Here is an 18963-nt window from a genome sequence, read left to right as displayed (position 1 = left end):
CCTGCCTCACAAAAATATAATTTACTCTTAACTTTTCATTCCCCCCGCCAGCCTCTACTGCTGGCAAGGGGAAGACCACGGTTACGCCACATGAACCTGAAGATTATGCTGAACCAGCACATCACCGAGTGTGTTGTCAGAAGAGAGCGCAGAGTTGTGGTAAACGTCATAAACCTGCCCATCTACCGTGCGTTGACCCGCGGTCGCCCATACTCCCTCGTCGTTATTGGTCAGCGTGACCCGATCGCCATTCATCCCTTTGATTATCAGATCCTCTCCCGGGTTGTCGGTCAGGCGCAGCGCTTCGTTAAGATCAAGCTTGAGACTGTTGTTCCCGGCGCTGCCCAGATCGATAACCTCAATGTTCTCAATTTTCAGACCGAGCGAAGTCAGGTCCAGCGCCATATTCTCCCCGGTCAGCATCAGGGTATCCGTGCCGGCTCCGCCATCAATATGGTCAAAATTGAGTGTGTTCAGCATCACCAGATCCTCGCCGCTGCTGCCGGTAACCGAGGCGCCCTCCACGCTTTGGCCGTCAGCCAGCGTGATAATCAGGCCGCCGATGCTGTATTCTCCGCTATCCGCTTGCGTTGCCGTCGTGCCACTGCTGGCGAGATCTCCGGAGGTAGCGGCGCTGGTCATCGTATCGGTCGCGCGGGTATCACTGCCGGTGACCAGCGTTGAATCAACCGTGGTGGGCTGAACGGCGGCGCTGTTGCCCTCCTCACCGTTGCCGCTGGTCTGGTTGGCCGTCGCGGCCGCTGCGCCCGCATCATCGGCCGCCACCGCCAGCAGCGCCGTGGCAGCCACCGCAGAAGGAGTGGCAACCGGCAACAGCGAGCCCAGCAGCAGCGTCGTACTGGTGGTAACCGGGTTACCCGCTGCATCTACCGCAGAAACCGTGACGATACTGTTCAGGCTGAGCGCGGTCAGCAGGCCGCCGGTAAATTTCACGTTGTAGAGCCCCAGCGCGTCAACGGTGGCCTGCCTCGTGGTGCCGTTCAGCGTCACGTTCAGCCGCGTTCCCTGCGCCAGGTTTAGCGTGCCGCCGCTGATGGTCAGGCCGGTCAGCAGGACGCTGACCAGGCTGAGAACGGGATCGACACCGATAACCGGCAGATTCTGGGTAACTGCCGTAAAGGTATCGCTGGCTGTGGAGGTATTACCCACGCTGTCGGTCAGGGTCACGCGAATGGAATGGCTGCCGTCCGCGATTCCTCTCAGCGTGGTTGAGGGTACGGTGACGCCCCAGCTCCCGTTCGCCCCGACGGTGGTGGTAAAGATATTACCGGCCACGTTCACCGACACGTTGCTGCCCACGGCATTCGTGGAGGTGCCGCTGATTGTCTCCGCAACGCTGGCTTCACTGAGATTAAGGTAATGATCGCCACCAAAGACGGAGGCTGGCGTCAGCGTCACGGTGGGCAGCGTCTGGATACCTACCAGAACGCTGCCGGTGCCGGTGCCGGTATTGCCTGCCGCGTTGGTCAGCGTGGCGGTGACATCTCTGGTGCCATCCGGCAGTGCCGCCAGCGTGGTTGCAGGAACGGAGACGCTCCACGCGCCGTTGGTTCCGACGATGGTGGTGAAGTTCGCTGCGCCTACGCTGACTCTGATGGTGGAACCTTCCGCATTAGTGGTTGTGCCGCTGATGGTCTGCGCCGTCAGTGCGTCCGCCGCGTTCAGCAACCCATCACCGAAGATGCTGGTCAGTGTGATCGTTGGTGGCGTTTGCGCAATCACGCTCAGCGAACCGCTGTTGCTGGCGGTGTTGCCGTAGGCGTCGGTCACCGTTACGTTCACCGTTTGGGTCCCGTTAGCCAGCGCGGTGAGATCGGCTTTCGGTACGCTCAGGCTCCAGCCCCCGCTGCCGTTCACCGTGGTGCTGTAGGCATTTCCTCCCAGAGTGACGCTGATAGCCGATCCCGCCGCCACGTTAGTGGCTGTTCCGCTGAGGGTTTGCGTCGTGTTCAGATCGGCGGCGCTGAGGACCCCATCGCCGAACACCGTATTGAGTGTTACCGATGGCGAAACGCCAATACCAACCTTCACGCCCGCGTTAACGCTGGAGGTATTCCCCACCCTGTCCGTGACCGACACGCCGACGGTCAGGTTACCGTCCAGCAAGGTGCTGAGGATCGCCGGAGAGACCGTGGCGCTGAAGGTACCGTTTTGCGCCACTTCCGCCGTTACGGTGCTGTTACCCAGGCGGATAGTGACCGAGGAGCCGGCCGCCACATTGCCCACCGTGCCTGAGATGGTTTGCGTGACCAGCGACTCCAGCAGGTTAAGCACGCCGTCGCCAAACAGCGGATTGAGCGTAATCGTCGGCAGATTTTGTACGCCAACAATCGCGCCAGCCGTGGTGCTGGTGGTGTTACCCGCGCTGTCCGTCACGCTGACGCCAACCGACAGATCGCCATCGGCCAGCCCCTGGAGAATCGCCGGAGAAAGACCAATGTTAAAGGTGCCGTTGGCTGCCGTCGTGGTGACAAACTGCGTGCCGGCAACGCTGATGACCACACGCGACCCCGGTTCCGCCCCGGTAATGGTGCCGCCAATCGCCTGTCCCAGCAGCGCGTCCGCCACGTTCAGCAGGCCGTCGCCGAACAATGGGTTAATGCTGATGACGGGCGCGGTCAGCTTGACCACGGCGCCCAGCGAGGTGGAAGCCGTGTTCCCTGCCGGATCGGTCAGGCTCGCCCCTACCGTGAGGTTACCGCTGGTCAGAGTGCCGAGAATATCCGGCGTGACCGTGGCGCTAAATGCGCCGTTCTGACCGACGCTGGCCTCTACCGTTGTATTGCCAATGCTGAGCGTCACCAGCGTACCCGCCGCCACGTTATTCACCGTACCGCTGATAGTCTGGTTAACCAGCACGTCGGCGATATTAAGAATGCCGTCGCCAAAAAGCGGGCTGAGGGTAATAGAAGGCTGCTGGGTAAAGATGCCGACATTCACGGAGGAGGAAGCGGTATTGCCTGCCGGATCGACCACCCTGACGCCGAGCGCGAGAGTACCATTGGTCAGCGCGCCGAGATCGAGTGGCGGAATAGTCAGGCTCCAGTTGCCGCCCGCAGTCAGCGTCGTGGTATAAGATTTACTGCCCAGGGTGACAATAACGTCCGACCCGGTAACGGCATCGATGGTGCCGCCAATGGTCTGAGTCAGGCCCGATTCAACGATGTTCAGCAGGTTATCGCCGCCAAACAGGCCGGTGAGGCTGCCGATGACCGGCGTTTCCAGAATCGCCGTCACCGTTTCTCCAATGGTACGGGTATTGCCCGCCGCATCGGTCAGCACCAGATCCAGATCCAGCTCGCCACCGCTCAGCAGGCCCAGTACGCTCGGTGGCACCACCAGCGCAAACTTCCCGTCCTGCCCCACTGCGGCTTCCAGCGTGGTGCCGCCAATCGCCAGCGATACGGTTGCGCCAATGCCCGCTGAAGTGGCGACGCCGGTGATCACCTGCGCCACGGCGGTATCGGCCGCGTTCAGGAAACCGTCGCCAAACACGGAATCCACCACCAGATTCAGCGCGGTGTTAACGACTTTATTGACCGTCAGGGTGGCGTCGGTCTGATTACCGGACGCATCGCTGACGCGCAGGCCAAAGACCAGCGTCCCTTCCGCCAGATTACCCAGCACCTGCGGCGTCAGGTCAAGGCTGAAGGTGCCATCCTCATTGACAATCGCCGTTGCGATCGGGGAGTTGTCCCCCAGATAGAGTCCAATGGTTTGCCCTTCCGCCCCGGAAGCGTTCCCGGTCAGCACCTGCGTGCCGAGAATGTCCACGGCGTTAAGGATGTTGTTACCCAGTAATGCATCCACCTGTAGCAGCGGCGCGCCGGTATCGACGGTGACAGTGCTGGCAGAAGCGCCGGGATTGCCCGCCGCATCCGTCAGGCTGGCGGTAATTTCGTAGTCCCGATCGTCAAGGCCCTGGAGGACGCCTGCCGGAACGGAGGTTGACCAGGTACCATCAGGCTGCACGACCGCCGTATAGGTATTGCCGTTCAGCGTCACAGTAACCGTTCTGCCCTCTTCACTGACTGACGCCGTGCCGCTGATGGTCTGCGCAACGGTCGCTTCAGTGCCGTTCAGAATGTTGTCACCCGCAAACGGATTAATCGTCAGCGTTGGCGCAACGCGATCCACGATGAGCGGATCGCTACTGGTGAGGCTGTCGCCATCCGTCGTTTCCAGCGTGGCGACGACGTTAAGCGTACCTTCCGGCAGCGTTGCAGCATCGTTCGGCAGGGTAATTGACCAGCTGCCATCAGCGCCGGTGATGACCGCCGTGCCGACAGGGACGCCATCTACCGTCACCGTGACGGTACCGCTTTCCTCCCCCTCGCCGAACGGCAGATTGGCGAAAGATCCGCTGATGGTCAGCGTACCGGTATCGGCCGCGTTAATGATGTTGTCGTCTGAAATCGGAGCCAGCGTAAACCATGGCGCAGCCGGGATTGTCAGATCGAGGTTAACGGTCGCGTCCGCCGTCCCAGTATTCCCCGCCAAATCGACTATCGAGACGGCAATGGCCCCGGTCTCGCCGGTGCCGAGCGCCGCCAGCGCCGTCGGGGATAGCGTGACTGACCAGACGCCCCCGGCCTGAACCACGCCGGAGAGCGTGACGTCGCCGATGGTGACGGTGACAGGCTGCCCTACTCTCGCCCCGGTGACCGTTCCGCTCAGCGTCTGATTGGTCAGGCTCTCCACGTAAGTAAGGGTATTATCAGCGGTAAGCGGATTGATGGTCACAACCGGAGCGACGGTATCCACCGTAAAGCTGCCTGCCACCGAAGCGGTATTGCCTGCGCCGTCGGTTGCCAGCACGGTGATGTTTGCCGGCCCCTGTGGCAGCGCAGCAAGCTGTTCAGTCGTCAGAGCCAGCGTCCAGCTGCCATCCGCGACGACCGCTGCCGGATAGTCGATGCCGCCAAGCGTCACCGTCACGCTCTGGCCGTCACCGACCGCGCCCGTTGTGCCAGAAAGCGAGGCGCCTGCGGTAACTTCGCCACCGTTGAGGAAACCATCAGTAAACAGCACATCCAGAGCCGGTACGGGCGGCGTCAGCGCAGCGATAAAATCAACGGTTTCGGTATTAGTATTGCCCGCCGGGTCGATAACGGTGACCTCAATACTGTGCGGCCCGTCGCCCAGGCCTCTTAGCGCCCCAGCCGGCAGCGCCACGCTCCAGGCACCCTCCTCATCAACCACGCCGGTATAGATCGTGCCGCCGACGTCAATCTGTAGCTGAACGCCCTGATTAGCTCCGGTCACCCCTGTTGTTCCCGTCAGGGTAACTGCCGCGCCCGCCTCGCTGATATTCAGCGTGCCGTCGCCAAATGGCGTTGCGATGGTCGGTTCCGGCAGCGTCAGCCTCGCCTCAAAGCCCAGCGTGGTCGTATCGCTGTTGCCCGCGCTGTCCGTCGCGGTAACCAGCACGCTGTGCGGTCCGCTGCCCAGCGCCGTCAGCGCCGTCGGATCAAGGCTGAGTGACCAGTCGCCGTTAGCGTTTACCGTTGCCGCGAGCGGTGCGCCGCCGTCAATGCTGACGGTGACGGCTTGTCCCGGGGCAATTTTGCCGGTGGAACCGCTCAGCACCTGAGCGACACCCGCTTCAGCCAGGTTAAGCTGACCGTCGCCAAACGGCAGATTAATGGAGACATCCGGCAGGTCGTTGATGGCCACGAGCAGCGAGCCATCCGTCGTGCCGACGTTGCCCACGCTATCGGTCACCGTCACGGTGATCGGCCATGAGCCGTCCGGCAGCGTCGTCAGCAGGCTGGCCGGCAGCGCCAGGCTCCAGACGCCGGTTGCCTCATCCACCGCTGCCGTATAGGCGGTACCGTTCACGCTGACGGTGACGGTTTGTGCGCCAGTTATCCCGGTGACGCCCGTCAGTTCCCCGCCTGCCGCCGCCTCGGCAGCGTTCAGCACGCTGTCGGTAAACGGCGTGTCCAGCGCAGGGGCCGGCAGGCCGGTAATGATGGCGGTGAAGTCGATATTGTCAGTGCTGGTATTGCCTGCACGATCGCTTACGGTGACGTCGATAGTGTGTGAGCCGTTGCCGATGTCGGCAAGCTGGGCCGGGCTGAGCGTGACGCTCCACTGACCCTGCGCATCAACGACCGCGGTTAACGGCAGCTCCCCGTCAATATTCAGCGTAACGGTCTGCCCCGCCCCGGCGATCCCGGTGGTGCCGCTGATAATCTGATCCACGCCCGCTTCTGTCGCGTTCAGCAGCCCGTCCACAAACGGCGTATTGATAGTCGCTACCGGCAGACTGGCTACCAGCAATTCAACGCTCGTCTCCGCACTTGCCGGGTTGCCTGCCACATCTGCGGCAGTCACGGAAAGCTGGAATGCGCCATCGCCCAGCGCGGTAAGCGCACCGGCAGGCAAGATGGCACTCCAGGTATTATCCGCGCCGACCGTACCGTTAAACGTCAGGTTGCCGACGGTGACGACGACCGCCGTGCCCTCCGCCAGATTGGTTGCGGTTCCGCCGATCGTCTGTTCCGCGGCGGCTTCGGCTGCATTAAGCAGACCATCAACAAAAGGCGTCGCAAGCGTGAGCTGCGGGAGCGTATTGATCGCCACGCCCAGCTCAACCAGATCGCTGGAGGTGTTACCGTTAGCGTCCGTTACGGAGACGCCCAGATCCACCTGCCCATCCTCCAGCGCCAGCAGATCGGCGGCAGGAATAAGCAGGCTCCAGCTGCCGTCGCCGTCCGCCGTGACGCTGTAGCTGTTGCCGTTTAAGGTCACGTTTACCAGCAGGCCTGCATCGGTGGTGCCGCTGACGGTCAGGCCGGTCAGCGCTTCAGCAAGGTTAAGCACATCATCCGCACCGGCGCTCAGGGTAACCGCCAGCAGTGGCGGGACGGTATCGACATTAAAGCTGCCGGTGGTGGAGACCGGGTTGCCCGCCACATCGCTGCCGTCAGCGGTGACGTCATTACTGCCCTGGCTAAGGGCCTGGGCATCCGCAGGCGGGATGGTCGCGGTCCAGTTCCCTTCCGCATCCACCGTCGCCGGATAGGTATTGCCGTTGAGCGTAACGGTAATGGTTTCGCCGGCCGGAATGCGCTGGCTGCTCCCGGTGATCTGCACGCCGTTTTGCGCTTCCTGCGTATTCACGACGTCATCACTGGTAACGGGATCGATGGTGATGGTAGGCAGCGAAGCATCCTGTGCCACCTTGATGACATCACGCGTAGTGCTGGCCGGGTTACCGGCGGCATCGCTCACCGAGACGCTGATAGTCTGGGCGCCGTCCGCCAGCACAGCGACGTCCGCCGCAGGCAGGGTCGCGCTCCAGCTGCCGTTTGCCTGCACATCAGCCGTATAGCTAATGCCGTTAAGCGTTACCGTGACCACCTGGTCAATACCGACATTCGTGGTTGTCCCGGAAACGATCAGATCTTCTGCCGTTTCGGCACGGTTAATGTAGTCATCCTGCGAAACAAGATCGATCGCAATCGTTGGCAGGTTGGCTGGAGAGGCCTGAACCGTGACGGAAAGATCGTCCGTAACGGTATTCCCTGCGCTATCGGTCAGCGTAACCGTGACAGGATAAGTCGCGTCCGCCAGCCCCTGGGTGACGCCGGAAGGGAGATCGAGCCGCCAGCTGCCATCATCCTGAACGACCTGCTGATAACTCTGACCGTTAAACGTAATAGTGACCTGCTGTCCCACCTCACTGAGGGACGCTGTGCCGGTGATAGCGACTGGCTGGAGGATCTCCGCCGCATTGATGATGTTATCGCCTGCGATCGCATCAAGCTGGAGCGTTGGCGCAACCAGATCGACGGTAATGGTGCTGTTCGTCACGCCGGTATTGCCCTGCGCGTCCGTTGCGGTCACGGTAATTGCCTGTGCGCCATTCTCCAGCAGCTGGAGCGTGGCGGTGGCAACCGGCAGCGTCCAGCTGCCGTTCTCATCGACGGTCGCCGTATAATCCGCGCCGGCGATATTGACCACAACGGACTGACCCACGCCGCTGACGCCGGTACTGCCGCTCAGCAGCTGGTCGGTCTGAGACTCGCTGATATTGAGGAAGCCGTCACCGAAAGGCGTATCGATAGTGGGCTGTAGCGACAGGGTCGACAGCGTCACGTCGGCGGTGGTGGAGGTGGGATTGCCTGCCGCATCGCTGAGCGTAACGGTCAGCGGATAGCTGCCGTCTGGGGCATTCGCCAGCAGACCGGCCGGCAGCTGAAGGCTCCAGTTTCCATCCGCATCCGTAGTGGTGGTGTAATTCTGCCCGTAGAGCGAAACCGTGACGCTCTGGCCCGCCTCCGCGCCGGTACTGCCGCCGCTGATGGTAATATCCGCTGCCGCTTCCCCCGCATTGATCACGCCATCACCGGCAACCGGGTCCAGCGAAAGGGTTGGCGCTGTGGTATCCACACGCACCGGAACAGGCAGCTCGCTGCTATTGCCTGCGGCGTCGCCAACGGTGACCGTCAGCGTGTTATCGCCCTGCGGTAGCGCCTGAAGCGCCGTTGAAGGCACGCTGATGCTCCAGTTGCCGTCGGCATCTACCACGCCCGCGAGGGTTCCACCGTTAATGTCCAGCGACACGGTCTGACCATTTCCCGTTACGCCGGTATTACCCGTCAGCGTCTGCGTGACCGCCGCTTCACTGCCATTCAGAACGCCATCGGTAAATGGCGTATCCAGGACTGGCTGCGGCAGCTGGTTAACCCGCACCTCAAGGGCACCGCTGCTGGAGACTGGCTCTCCGATCGCATCCGTGGCCGTGACCGTCAGCGTGGCGTTACCGTCAGGAAGACCGGCCAGCGAGGAGGCGGGAATAATCGCGCTCCATGCGCCGTTAATCCCCACTTCTCCGGTAAAGGTCTGACCGTTAAAGGTAATCGTCACCGTGCTGCCCGCCGCAACGTTGGCCGTTGTGCCGGTCACGATCAGCGCATCCTGCGCCTCCGTAGCGTTGAGGAAGCCGTCGCCGCTGAGCGCGTCAATGCTGATGCCCGAGGTTGCGCTGTTGACGGTGACATCGCGGCTGACGGTAACAGGATTCCCCGCCACATCGCTGACCGCAACGCTGATTGCTGTGGTGCCGTCAGCCAGCTCTGCAAGTGCACCGGCGGGCACGCTGAGGCTCCAGGTGCCGTCGGCCTGAACCTGGGTGGTATAGATCTGGTCGCCCAGCGTAACGGTTAACGTCTGTCCCGGCTCGACATTGCTTGTGGAGCCGGACAGAAGCTGTGCAGTTTGCTGTTCTGCGCCGTCCACGATGTCATTCCCGGCGAACGGGTTGACCGTCAGCGTCGGAAGATTGGCTGCATCTGCTTTTACTGTTAGCGGATTATTGAGCGAAAGCGCGTTACCCGCCGCATCGGTCGCCGTCACGCTGACGTTGTAGTTACCGTCGGTCAGCCCGGCCAGATCCACCGCTGGAATAGTTAACGTCCACTCTCCCTCCGGATTCACGGTGGTGCTGTATTCCACTCCGTTCAGGGTGACGACGATGGTATCGCCACTCTCTCCCGTGCCGCTGACGGGCAGATCGCTCTCCTGCTCAGCGGCGTTCAGGATGCCATCACCTGCCAGATCCCCGACGGTCAGGACTGGCGGCAGGGTATCCACATTCAGCGCGACTTCACTGGTGGCGCTGTTGCCCGCCGCATCGCTGACGGTCACGGTAGCTGGCGTGCCGCCCTGCGGCAGCGCCTGGAGAATATCCGCCGGAACGCTGATGCTCCAGTTACCGCTGCCATCTACTGTACCAGGCAGCGTAGTCCCATTAATCACCACGCTGACGGTCTGCCCGTCGCCGGTAAGGCCCGTAGTGCCGGTCAGCGTCTGTCCGTTCAGCGCATCATTTCCGTTCAGCGTACCGTCGCCAAACGGCGTATCTGTGGTAATGACTGGCAGCGTGGTTGCCACATTCAGCGTGGCATCGCCGCTTACCGGATTGCCTGCCGCATCGGTCCCGCTTACCGTGACCGTTAAAGGTCCTTCGGTTAACGCCGCCAGATCGGCCGCCGGAACAACCAGATTCCATGTCCCATCGGGACCAACCAGCGCGGTGTAGTCAACGTCGTTAAGCGTGACGGTCAGCGTGGTGCCTTCCGCCACGTTGGCCGAGGTGCCGCTGAGCGCCAGATCGCTGAGCGCCTCTCCGGCGTTGAGATAGCCATCACCGCTCACCGGGTTGATCGCCAGGCCGCTGGCGAGCGTATTCACCTCAAAGCTGCCGCTTGCCGTTGCGAGGTTGCCTGCCACATCCTCCACCGCCACGGTGTAGCTCTGGCTGACGTCCTCAAGCCCGGCCAGCGCGGCGGCCGGAATGGTCACGCTCCAGGCGCCGCTGGCCTGCACCAGTCCGGTGTAGGTGGTCCCGTTCAGCGTCACCGTGACACTCTGGCCTGCCTCAACGTTGGCGACGATGCCACTGAGTTGCTGGTCGACCTGCTGTTCGGCGGCGTCGAGAATATTATTACCGGCAAAATCATTCAGGGAGAGCGTCGGCAGTGAATCAGCATCGACGACTACGGTGAGTGGACTGTCCACGCTGTTCGTATTACCTGCCGGATCGGTGGCAACTACGGTCAGCGTATACTCGCCATTTGTTAACGCCACCAGGCCGGTCGCCGGAATAGCCAGCGTCCACTGCCCATTCGGCCCCGCCGTCGCGGTGTAATCGACGTTTTCCAGCGTGACGATAATGGCCGAGCCGCTTTCAGCACTTCCGCTCACCGTCAGCGGTTGCCCCTGCTCGGCGGCATTCAGTACGCCATCGCCACTCACCGGGTTCACCGTCAGGAAAGGCGGCGTGAGGTCAACCGTCAACGTGCTGCTTTGCGTGGTGCTGTTGCCCGCCGCATCGGTCGCCGTTACATTAACCGGATAATCGCCGTCGGTAAGACCGGCAACATCCGCTACCGGAACGGTAACTGACCAGTTGTTCGCGTCGTCAACCCTTGCCGTATAGGGCACGCCGTTCAGCGTAACGCGTATGCTGTCCCCGGCTTCCCCTGTTCCGTTCAGGGACAGGGGCTGTTCCTGCTCCGCCAGGTTAAGGAATCCGTCACCGGAAGGTGCTGCCAGGGTAAATTCGGGTAGCGTGGCATCCAGCAGTACGGAACTCGGTACGGTGACGCTTCCGCCACCGGCCGCCGTCGCGGTAACCAGTACCGGATAAGTGCCATCGGCAAGATTGACGAGTACCCCAGCCGGAACGGCGGCGCTCCACAAACCATTGGCTTCCACGGTCGCGGGATAATCCACGCCGTTAACGTTCACCACCACGGTGGTGGTATTGTCCGGCACGCTGCCGCTTACGTTAAAGCCTGCGGCGGCTTCGGCGGCATTGACCTGCCCATCACCTGCGATCGTGTTCACAATCAGCGCGATATCCATGCTGGTATCCAGCGCGACGGTAGCAACCTGGCTCAGGCTGTTACCTGCCGGCGTGGTGGCCGTCACGGTGACGCTGTTGTCTCCTTCGCTGAGATTCGCCAGCACGGCGGGCGGTACGGTAACGCTCCATAAGTTGTTGGCATCTACCCTGGTGGTAAAATCCTGACCGCCCAACGTGACGGTCACGGTGTCCCCCTCGTTACCCGTGCCGGTAATGACCAGCGGCTGGTTCTGCTCAACCCGATCGATAATGTTATCGCCCGCTATCGGCGCATACGTGAAGGCTGGCGCTGCGGTGTCCACCCTCAGCAGATCGCTTTGCGTGGTGACGTTTCCAGCCGCATCGCTGGCGTTAACCACCAGCGTATAAGGGCCATCAGCCAGCGCGGCTAAATCCGCCACCGGCACCTCAAGGCGCCAGTTGCCATTTGCATCAACCGTGGTGACATACTCAATTTGATTGAGCGTCACCGCGATCGTCTCGCCCGTGGTGCCGGTGCCCGAAAGCACCAGTGGATTACCCTGCTCATCGCTATTGAGAATACCGTCGCCTCCCGCCAGAGGATCCAGCGTAAAGAGCGGCAACGTGGTATCAATTGTGACCGGCAAAGCGGTCGTGGTGGCCGTGTTGCCCGCCACATCGGTAGCGGTCACCGTGATGGCCGTCTCCCCCTGCGGCAGCGCCTGTAAGATTTCCGGCGTAAGCAGCAGCGTCCAGACGCCGGCGCTGTTAACCGCAGCAGGATAGTCTGTACCCGCAATAGTCACGGTCACCGTCTGCCCCTGGCCTTGTACGCCGCTCTGTCCGGTCAGCGTCTGCTCAATCGTCGCCTCGGCATTCGTCAGCGTACCGTCGGTAAACGGCGTTTGCAGCGTGGGGACGGGAAGGCTGTCCAGAATGACGTTTAACGGGCTGCTGCTGGTGACGTTTTGGCCATTGCCAGCGGTCACGCTGGCGGTCGCGGTCAGCCCGCCATCATCAAGCGCAAGCAGATCGGCGGAAGGCATGGTTAATGTCCAGCTACCGTCAGCGTTCACCGTTGTGGTGTAGCTCTCGCCGCCAAGCGTAAAGGTGACAACGCTTCCTTCTGCCACATTGGCCGTGACGCCGGTCACCGTCAGATCGCTGGCCGCTTCAACCGCGTTCAGATAACCATCCTCGCTCAGCGGACCGATGGCGATGCTGCTGAGGCTGTTATCTACGGAGAACGTTTTCTCTGTGGTGCCAGTGTTGCCTGCGGCATCGGTCACGCTGACCGTCAGCGTCTGCGTACCGTTGGTCAGCCCGGCCAGCGCCCCGGCGGGCAGCGTGACCTGCCAGGCGCCCCCGGCCTGAACCGTCGTGGGATAGTCCACGTTATTGAGGGTTACTGTCAGCGTCTGGCCCGCCCCGACGTTATTTGTCGTGCCGCTGATAATTTGATCGACCTGCTGTTCCGCGCCATCAAGGATATTATTCGCCGTCACGTCTGCAACGGAAATGGACGGTATGCTCTTGTCCACGTTGAGCGGCGCGGTGGCCAGGGTGGTATTGCCCGCCGCATCGCTGGCCGTTACCGTTAGCGTATAGCTGCCATCAGCCAGGGCGCCGACGGCGGTGGCAGGAATGGTCAGTGTCCAGGTACCGTCCGTAGCCGTAACCGTGGTGTAGGTAACGTTGTTCAGCTCAACGGCGACCGTGCCGCCCGCTTCGCTGGTTCCGCCGATTAACAGCGGCTGGTTGCCTTCGGCGGCGTTCAGATAGCCATCACCGGAGACGTCGGCCACCGTTAACGCTGGCGGTGTGATGTCAACGGCAACCGTGCGGACTAGCGTCGTCTGATTACCAGCCGGATCGCTGGCAACAATCGTAAAGTCATAAGATCCATTGGTCAGGTCAGTCAGCGCGGCGGCGGGTACGGCAATGCTCCAGGCGCCTGCCCCATTGACCGTACCGCTGTACGTCTCACCGTCGAACGTCAGGGTAATAAGATCGCCGTTTCTGCCGGTGCCGGTCAGGGTCAGCGTCTCGCCCAGCTCGGCCAGGCTAAGGCGGTTATCCTCCGAAATGGCATCCACCGTGACGACAGGAGCAATAGTGTCGACGACCACGCTGCCGGTCAGTGAGGACGAATTACCGACCTGATCCGTGACGGTAATATTCAGCGCATTGTTGCCCTCCGGCAACGCCTGAAGCGCCGCATTCGGCAGCAGTACGGACCAGTTACCGTTAGCATCCACCGTGCCGGTATAGGCCACGCCGCCAATAACGAGGCTAATGGTCTGCCCTTCGCCTGTTGCGCCCGTGGTGCCGGTCAGCGTCTGGTCGGTTTGGGATTCCGCCCCGTTAAGCGTACCGTCGCCGAATGGCGGATCCAGGGTAATGCCGAAGTCCGGATTGACGTCAGAGGTGAGGCTGCGGGTCGTGGTGATTTCGTTACCGTTGACGTCCGTTGCCGTCGCGGTGATGGTCAGCTCGCCTACCGGCAGGCCCGCCAGCGTGCTGGCGGGAACGGTAATATTCCAGCTGCCGTCTGCGTTAGTAGTGGTTTCATAATCCGTATTGTTGAAGCGCATCAGGAGACGTGCGCCAAAGGCGACAAAACGGGTGCTGCCGCTAATAACCAGATCGTTCTGCGCCTCAACCGAATTAAGCTGGTTATCATCGCTGATGATGCCGATGGCGATGGCGCTGAAGCTGTCGTCTACGCCGAAGTTGCCACTGGCGCTGGCGGGGTTACCCGCCACATCGCTGACGGTCACACTATAATTCTGGGTGCCATTTGGCAGCGTGGTTAAGGCGCCGGCGGGCACAAGAACGCTCCAGCTGCCGTCATCCTGCACGGTACCGGCGTATTGCTGTGCGTTCAGGGTGACGGTAACGATTTGTCCCGCCTGCACGTTGAGGGTCGTTCCGGTAATAAATTGCGACAGCTCCTTTTCCGCGCCGTCAAGTATGCCGTCGGAGGTGAAGGCCGCCACGCTGATGGCAGGCAGGCTGGCAGCGCCGGCGATAACGTTCAGCGGCTGGGTCGCTTCCGCCACGTTGCCTGCCACGTCGGTCGCCGCTGCGCTGACGCTGTAAGCGCCGTCCGCCAGACCATTTACCACGTCAGCCGCAACGGTGACGCTCCAGTTCCCTTCGGCATCAGAAAGCGCCGTGTAGTCAACGCCGTTCAGGGTGACCACTACGGCGGCGCCCGTTTCTGCGGTGCCGTTTAACGTCAGCGGCTGGCCATGCTCAACCGCGTTGAGATAGCTGTCATCGGAAACCGGCGTGAACGTCACGGCTGGCGGTGTGGTATCCAGCGTTACCTGAACCTGAGCCGGGGTGATATTACCGCTGCTGTCCGTTGCGCTGACGATAATATCGTAACGTCCGTCATCCAGCGCCTGTAGCGTTGATGGGGCAATATCAAGACTCCAGCTGCCGTCAGCATTGGCCCCGGTAACATAGCTGTCGCCGTTCAGCACCACGCTGATGGTGCTGAACGGCTCAGCGGTCCCGCTCAGCGTCAGCGGCTGGTTCTGCGTCTGACCGTTAACAGTGCCGCCATTGTCCAGCGCCGCCACCGTCAGCGCAGGCGCCGTGATATCGACAGAGAGTGGCGTGGAGGCGGTGACGCTATTCCCCAGTGAGTCCGTTACCGTTACCACGATGTCACCGCCGCCTTCCGGCAACGTTTGCAGCACTTCCGGCAGAAGCGTCAGCTGCCACTCGCCCGTTGCCGGATTCACCGTGGCAGGATAATCCACGCCATTAAGCGTTACCGTCACCGACTGATCGGCAAAAGCCACGCCGGTCGTGCCCGTCAGCACCTGTGGAGTGCCCGTTTCAATCGCGTTCAGTATGCCGTCGCCGAACGGCGCATTAATTTCAATCGTATTCGGGAAGTTGGTCCGTACAACGAGATCGCTTTCGTTGCTCACCGGATTACTGGCGGCATCCGTTCCTGTAACCGTCACGGCATAGCTGCCGTTGGCAAGGCCAGCCAGATCGGCCGCCGGGACCGTTACGCTCCAGCTGCCGTTGGCGTTAACAAGAGCGCTGTAACTATTGCCGTTAAATGTCACCGTCAGCGGCGTATTTTCCGCCAGCCCAACGCTGTTACCGCTGATGGTCAGATCCGCCTGAGCTTCTACGCTGTTAAGCGCGTTATCCCCGGCGATAATGCCCACGGAAAGCGAAGCGGCGGTATTATCAACGGCGACATTAAAGCTGCCGCTTGCTGCGGTCATGTTCCCGGCGATATCGCCGACGGTGGCGGTGTAATTCTGCGTGCCGTTTGCCAGTCCCTGCAATACGTCGGCAGGCAGCGTAATGCTCCAGTTCCCTCCCGCCAGCACCGTGCCGGTATAGGTTCCTGCACCTGCCAGCGTCAGCGTGACCTCCCTTCCCGCCTGCACGTTACTGGTCGTCCCGGTCAGTACCTGGTCCACGGCCACTTCCGCGCCGTTCAGCTCACCGTCCGGGGTAAGCGGATCGAACGTCAGCGTGGGCAGATTCGGGCCATCGGTAATAAAGGTGACGCTGGTTAAGGTTTCGCTCTGATTACCTGCCGCATCGGTAGCGATAACGGTCACGATATAAGTGCCGTCGATAATGCCCGCTCTGATGTCGTCAGTCAGCGTCGCCGTCCATGCTCCGGTTAGCGGATCGACCGTCGCAGCGACATCAACGCTGTCAAACCGCACCAACACCGTTGAACCTGGCTCGGTAGTGCCGGTAATCTCCACCGGCAGCGCCATTTCGCCTGCATTCACATAGCCGTCGCCGGAGATTGGACTCACGGTCAGCGTGGGTGCCGTGGTATCGATTTGCAGCGCGCCATCACGGGTAGCCGTATTGCCAAAAGCATCCGTTGACGTCACGGTGACCGGATAATTTTCGTCGGGGAGCTGCTGCAAATCTGAGGCGGGAACGCTGATACTCCAGGTTCCGTCAGCATTAACTTGAGTGGTATAGGTGACGCCGTTCAGGGTCAGCGTAATGCTTTCACTGCCGCTGCTGACGCCGTTGACAATGAGCGGGACATTGACGTCATTCTCATTGAGCGGGCCGGCCGGCAGCGTAACCGAAAGGGATGGCGGCGCGGTAACCACATTTACCGGGGCGGTGGACGTGCTGCTGTTTCCGGCGGGATCGGTTACCACGACCGTGATGGGATTGCTGCCCTGTGGCAGATTTTGCAGCGCCGATGGCGGCAGCGGAACGCTCCAGCTGCCGTCATTGTTGACGGTGCCGGTATACTGAGTGCCATTGAGCGTGACGGTCACGGTCTGACCCGCGCCGCTCGCCCCGGTATTACCGGTCAGCGTTTGTGTAGCCCCTGCCTCGGCGCCGCTTAACACACCATCGCCAAACGGCAAATCGACACTGATAACGGGCGCAACCGTGTCCACAATGAGCGAGGCGGCAGGGGTATTGCTGACGACAGTGCCGTCGGCAAGCGTAACGGTGGCCCTGACAAGATTCGATCCCTGCGGCAGTTGCTGTAAGTCCGCCGCAGGGATGGAGAGGCTCCAGCTGCCATCCGCGCCTGTGGTAGCGGTGTATTCACGGCCACCCAGCGTAATGTTAATGATGCTGCCTGCCGGAACGCCGGTGGTAAAGCCTGAAACGCTGAGCGGAGACTGCGCCTCGGTGGCGTTCAGATAGCCATCGCCGCTCAGATCGCCGACGCTGATGCTGCTCTGGGTGACGGGCAGAACGGTAAAGGGATGGGAAGCGGAGGCCACTACCCCTGCCGCATTGCTGACGCTGGCGGTGATAGTGCTGTCACCCGCGCTCAGCGCCTGCAGCGCGGAAGAAGGCACCGACAGGCTCCAGGCCCCGTTTGCCCCTACAGTCGCCGTATAGGTGACGCCGCCTAAGCTTACCGTGACGGTTTGTCCCTGCTGTACGTTTGTGGTGGTGCCGCCGATCGTCTGGGAAGTCTGCTTTTCAGCCCCATCAAGAATATCGTCGCCTGCGAAGAGCCCAATGGTTATCGCTGGCGCGCCCGGCTCGGTAATACCGGTCTGGACGGTGATATTTTCGCTGGTTGTGGCGGTATTGCCATCGGCATTGGTCACGCTGACGCTAATTGCATTGCTGCCTGGCGGCAATAGCGCCAGATCCGCCGCCGGGATAGAAAGACTCCAGCTGCCGTCCGCATTGACTGTGGTGCTGTAAGTGTTGCCATTAAGCGTGACGGTCACGACGCTGCCTGCGTCAGCATTGGTGGTCGTCCCGCTCAATATCTGATTGCTGGCCTTTTCAGCCTGGGACAGCACATTATCGCCGGTGAAAGGCGAAAGCGTGACGGTTGGCGTAGCAGGAGGGGTGACAGGAGGCGTCACGGGTGGCGTTACCGGCGGCGTCACAGGGGGAGTAACCGGCGGCGTTACGGTGCCGCCGTCTCCATCGTCACCGCCACCACCACCGCCGCCGCCTCCGGCAATGGCGCCAACGGCAATCCCCGCAAGACCCAGTGCGCCGATACCGGCAGCCGTTACCACGCCGCCCGATGCCCCGGTATCGGCAAGGAGAAGTGGTTCAATGGAACCTAAGGACTCATATTCCGGCGCCAGCGCCATCGCGGTTTGCGCATCGGCTATTTCGCTGGTTACGGGGAACAGGGCATGCTCAGGCGGGTTAACGCCGTCGTCAAAGACCAGTTCGCTGTGGTCGCCGTCAACGTCATCAAAGAAAAATTGCTGATAACGAACCACGCTGCCATCGCGCATGTGCAAAACGAGATCGTTACCCTGTCGCTCAAATCCGGCAACCATATCGCGTGTGCCGTGAATCCTGACCACGCTGGGTTGATCCAACAGAACGGTACGTGAGCCGCCCGCGCTGGCCTGAGAAAGGATTTGTCCATCATCGCGAGACAGAATGTCCACGCTGCCATCATTGAGCTGAGCCATGAGTAACCTCTTGTGCACCATTAAACATAAAGTATCCGTACGCAAGATTAAGAAAAACTTCTCAATTCAGGCGAGGATCAAGCGTTGCCCGACTTCAGGGAAGTCAGGTTTTCACCCGGTGCACAAGTAGCCCGCAAGGGCAGTAAAGCGTTAAGCAGATTGCAACAGAATTTGATGAAGCGTCTTTTTTATAAATTTTATTTTACAAAGCGTAAGAAAGTTCCGTTCTTGTGGAGTTGATTATTATTAATCCTATAGATAAAAAATATTAATCACATGGCGTAGTTCAGGAAGCGGTAAGTTGTCAAAAAACGTTAATAAAATTTCAGTTTATAGCGACAGTTTGTTGATTAACCTGAGGGAAATTGGAGTTAAGTGATGCTAAAAACGCGTTCTCATAATGCAAAAACGCGGTGCCAGTCCCTTTATTTCCTCATTTTTCCCAGTAAAAAATTTCCGTCAAAGTGTGAAAATTCTCTCAAAGTAGCGTTTAAAAAGCGGGTCAAAAGATCATCGGCCCGCCATCAGAAAGCGGCGGAAAAACCTTTTTTTTAATGCTATACCAATGATTTGAGTTAAGTAACGATATTGCATATCTATACCAGGAGTTATCCGGAAATCGCGCTTTAAGCGAAAATTTCTGTTATCCGAGCCGTTTTTCAAGGTTAAATA

At 60.6% G+C, this 18963-nt stretch carries 1 protein-coding gene; it reads right to left on the bottom strand.

The features are described 5' to 3' along the window. Nucleotides 1-81: 81 nt before the first annotated feature. Nucleotides 82-18291 (bottom strand): Ig-like domain-containing protein, encoded by an 18210-nt coding sequence (locus AAH446_RS09645; protein ID WP_342906500.1) that lies wholly within the window; start codon nt 18289-18291, stop codon nt 82-84. Nucleotides 18292-18963 lie beyond the last annotated feature (672 nt).

This window comes from Erwinia psychrophila, from assembly GCF_039023475.1.
GTDB lineage: Bacteria > Pseudomonadota > Gammaproteobacteria > Enterobacterales > Enterobacteriaceae > Erwinia.
The sequence above is the reverse complement of the archived record's forward strand: the minus strand, read 5'-3'. Positions and strand labels throughout refer to the sequence as shown.

Bases quoted from the DNA above. Each gene is read 5' to 3' on its own strand.
- AAH446_RS09645 (WP_342906500.1), bottom strand. From the start codon at position 18,291: ATGGCTCAGCTCAATGATGGCAGCGTGGACATTCTGTCTCGCGATGAT.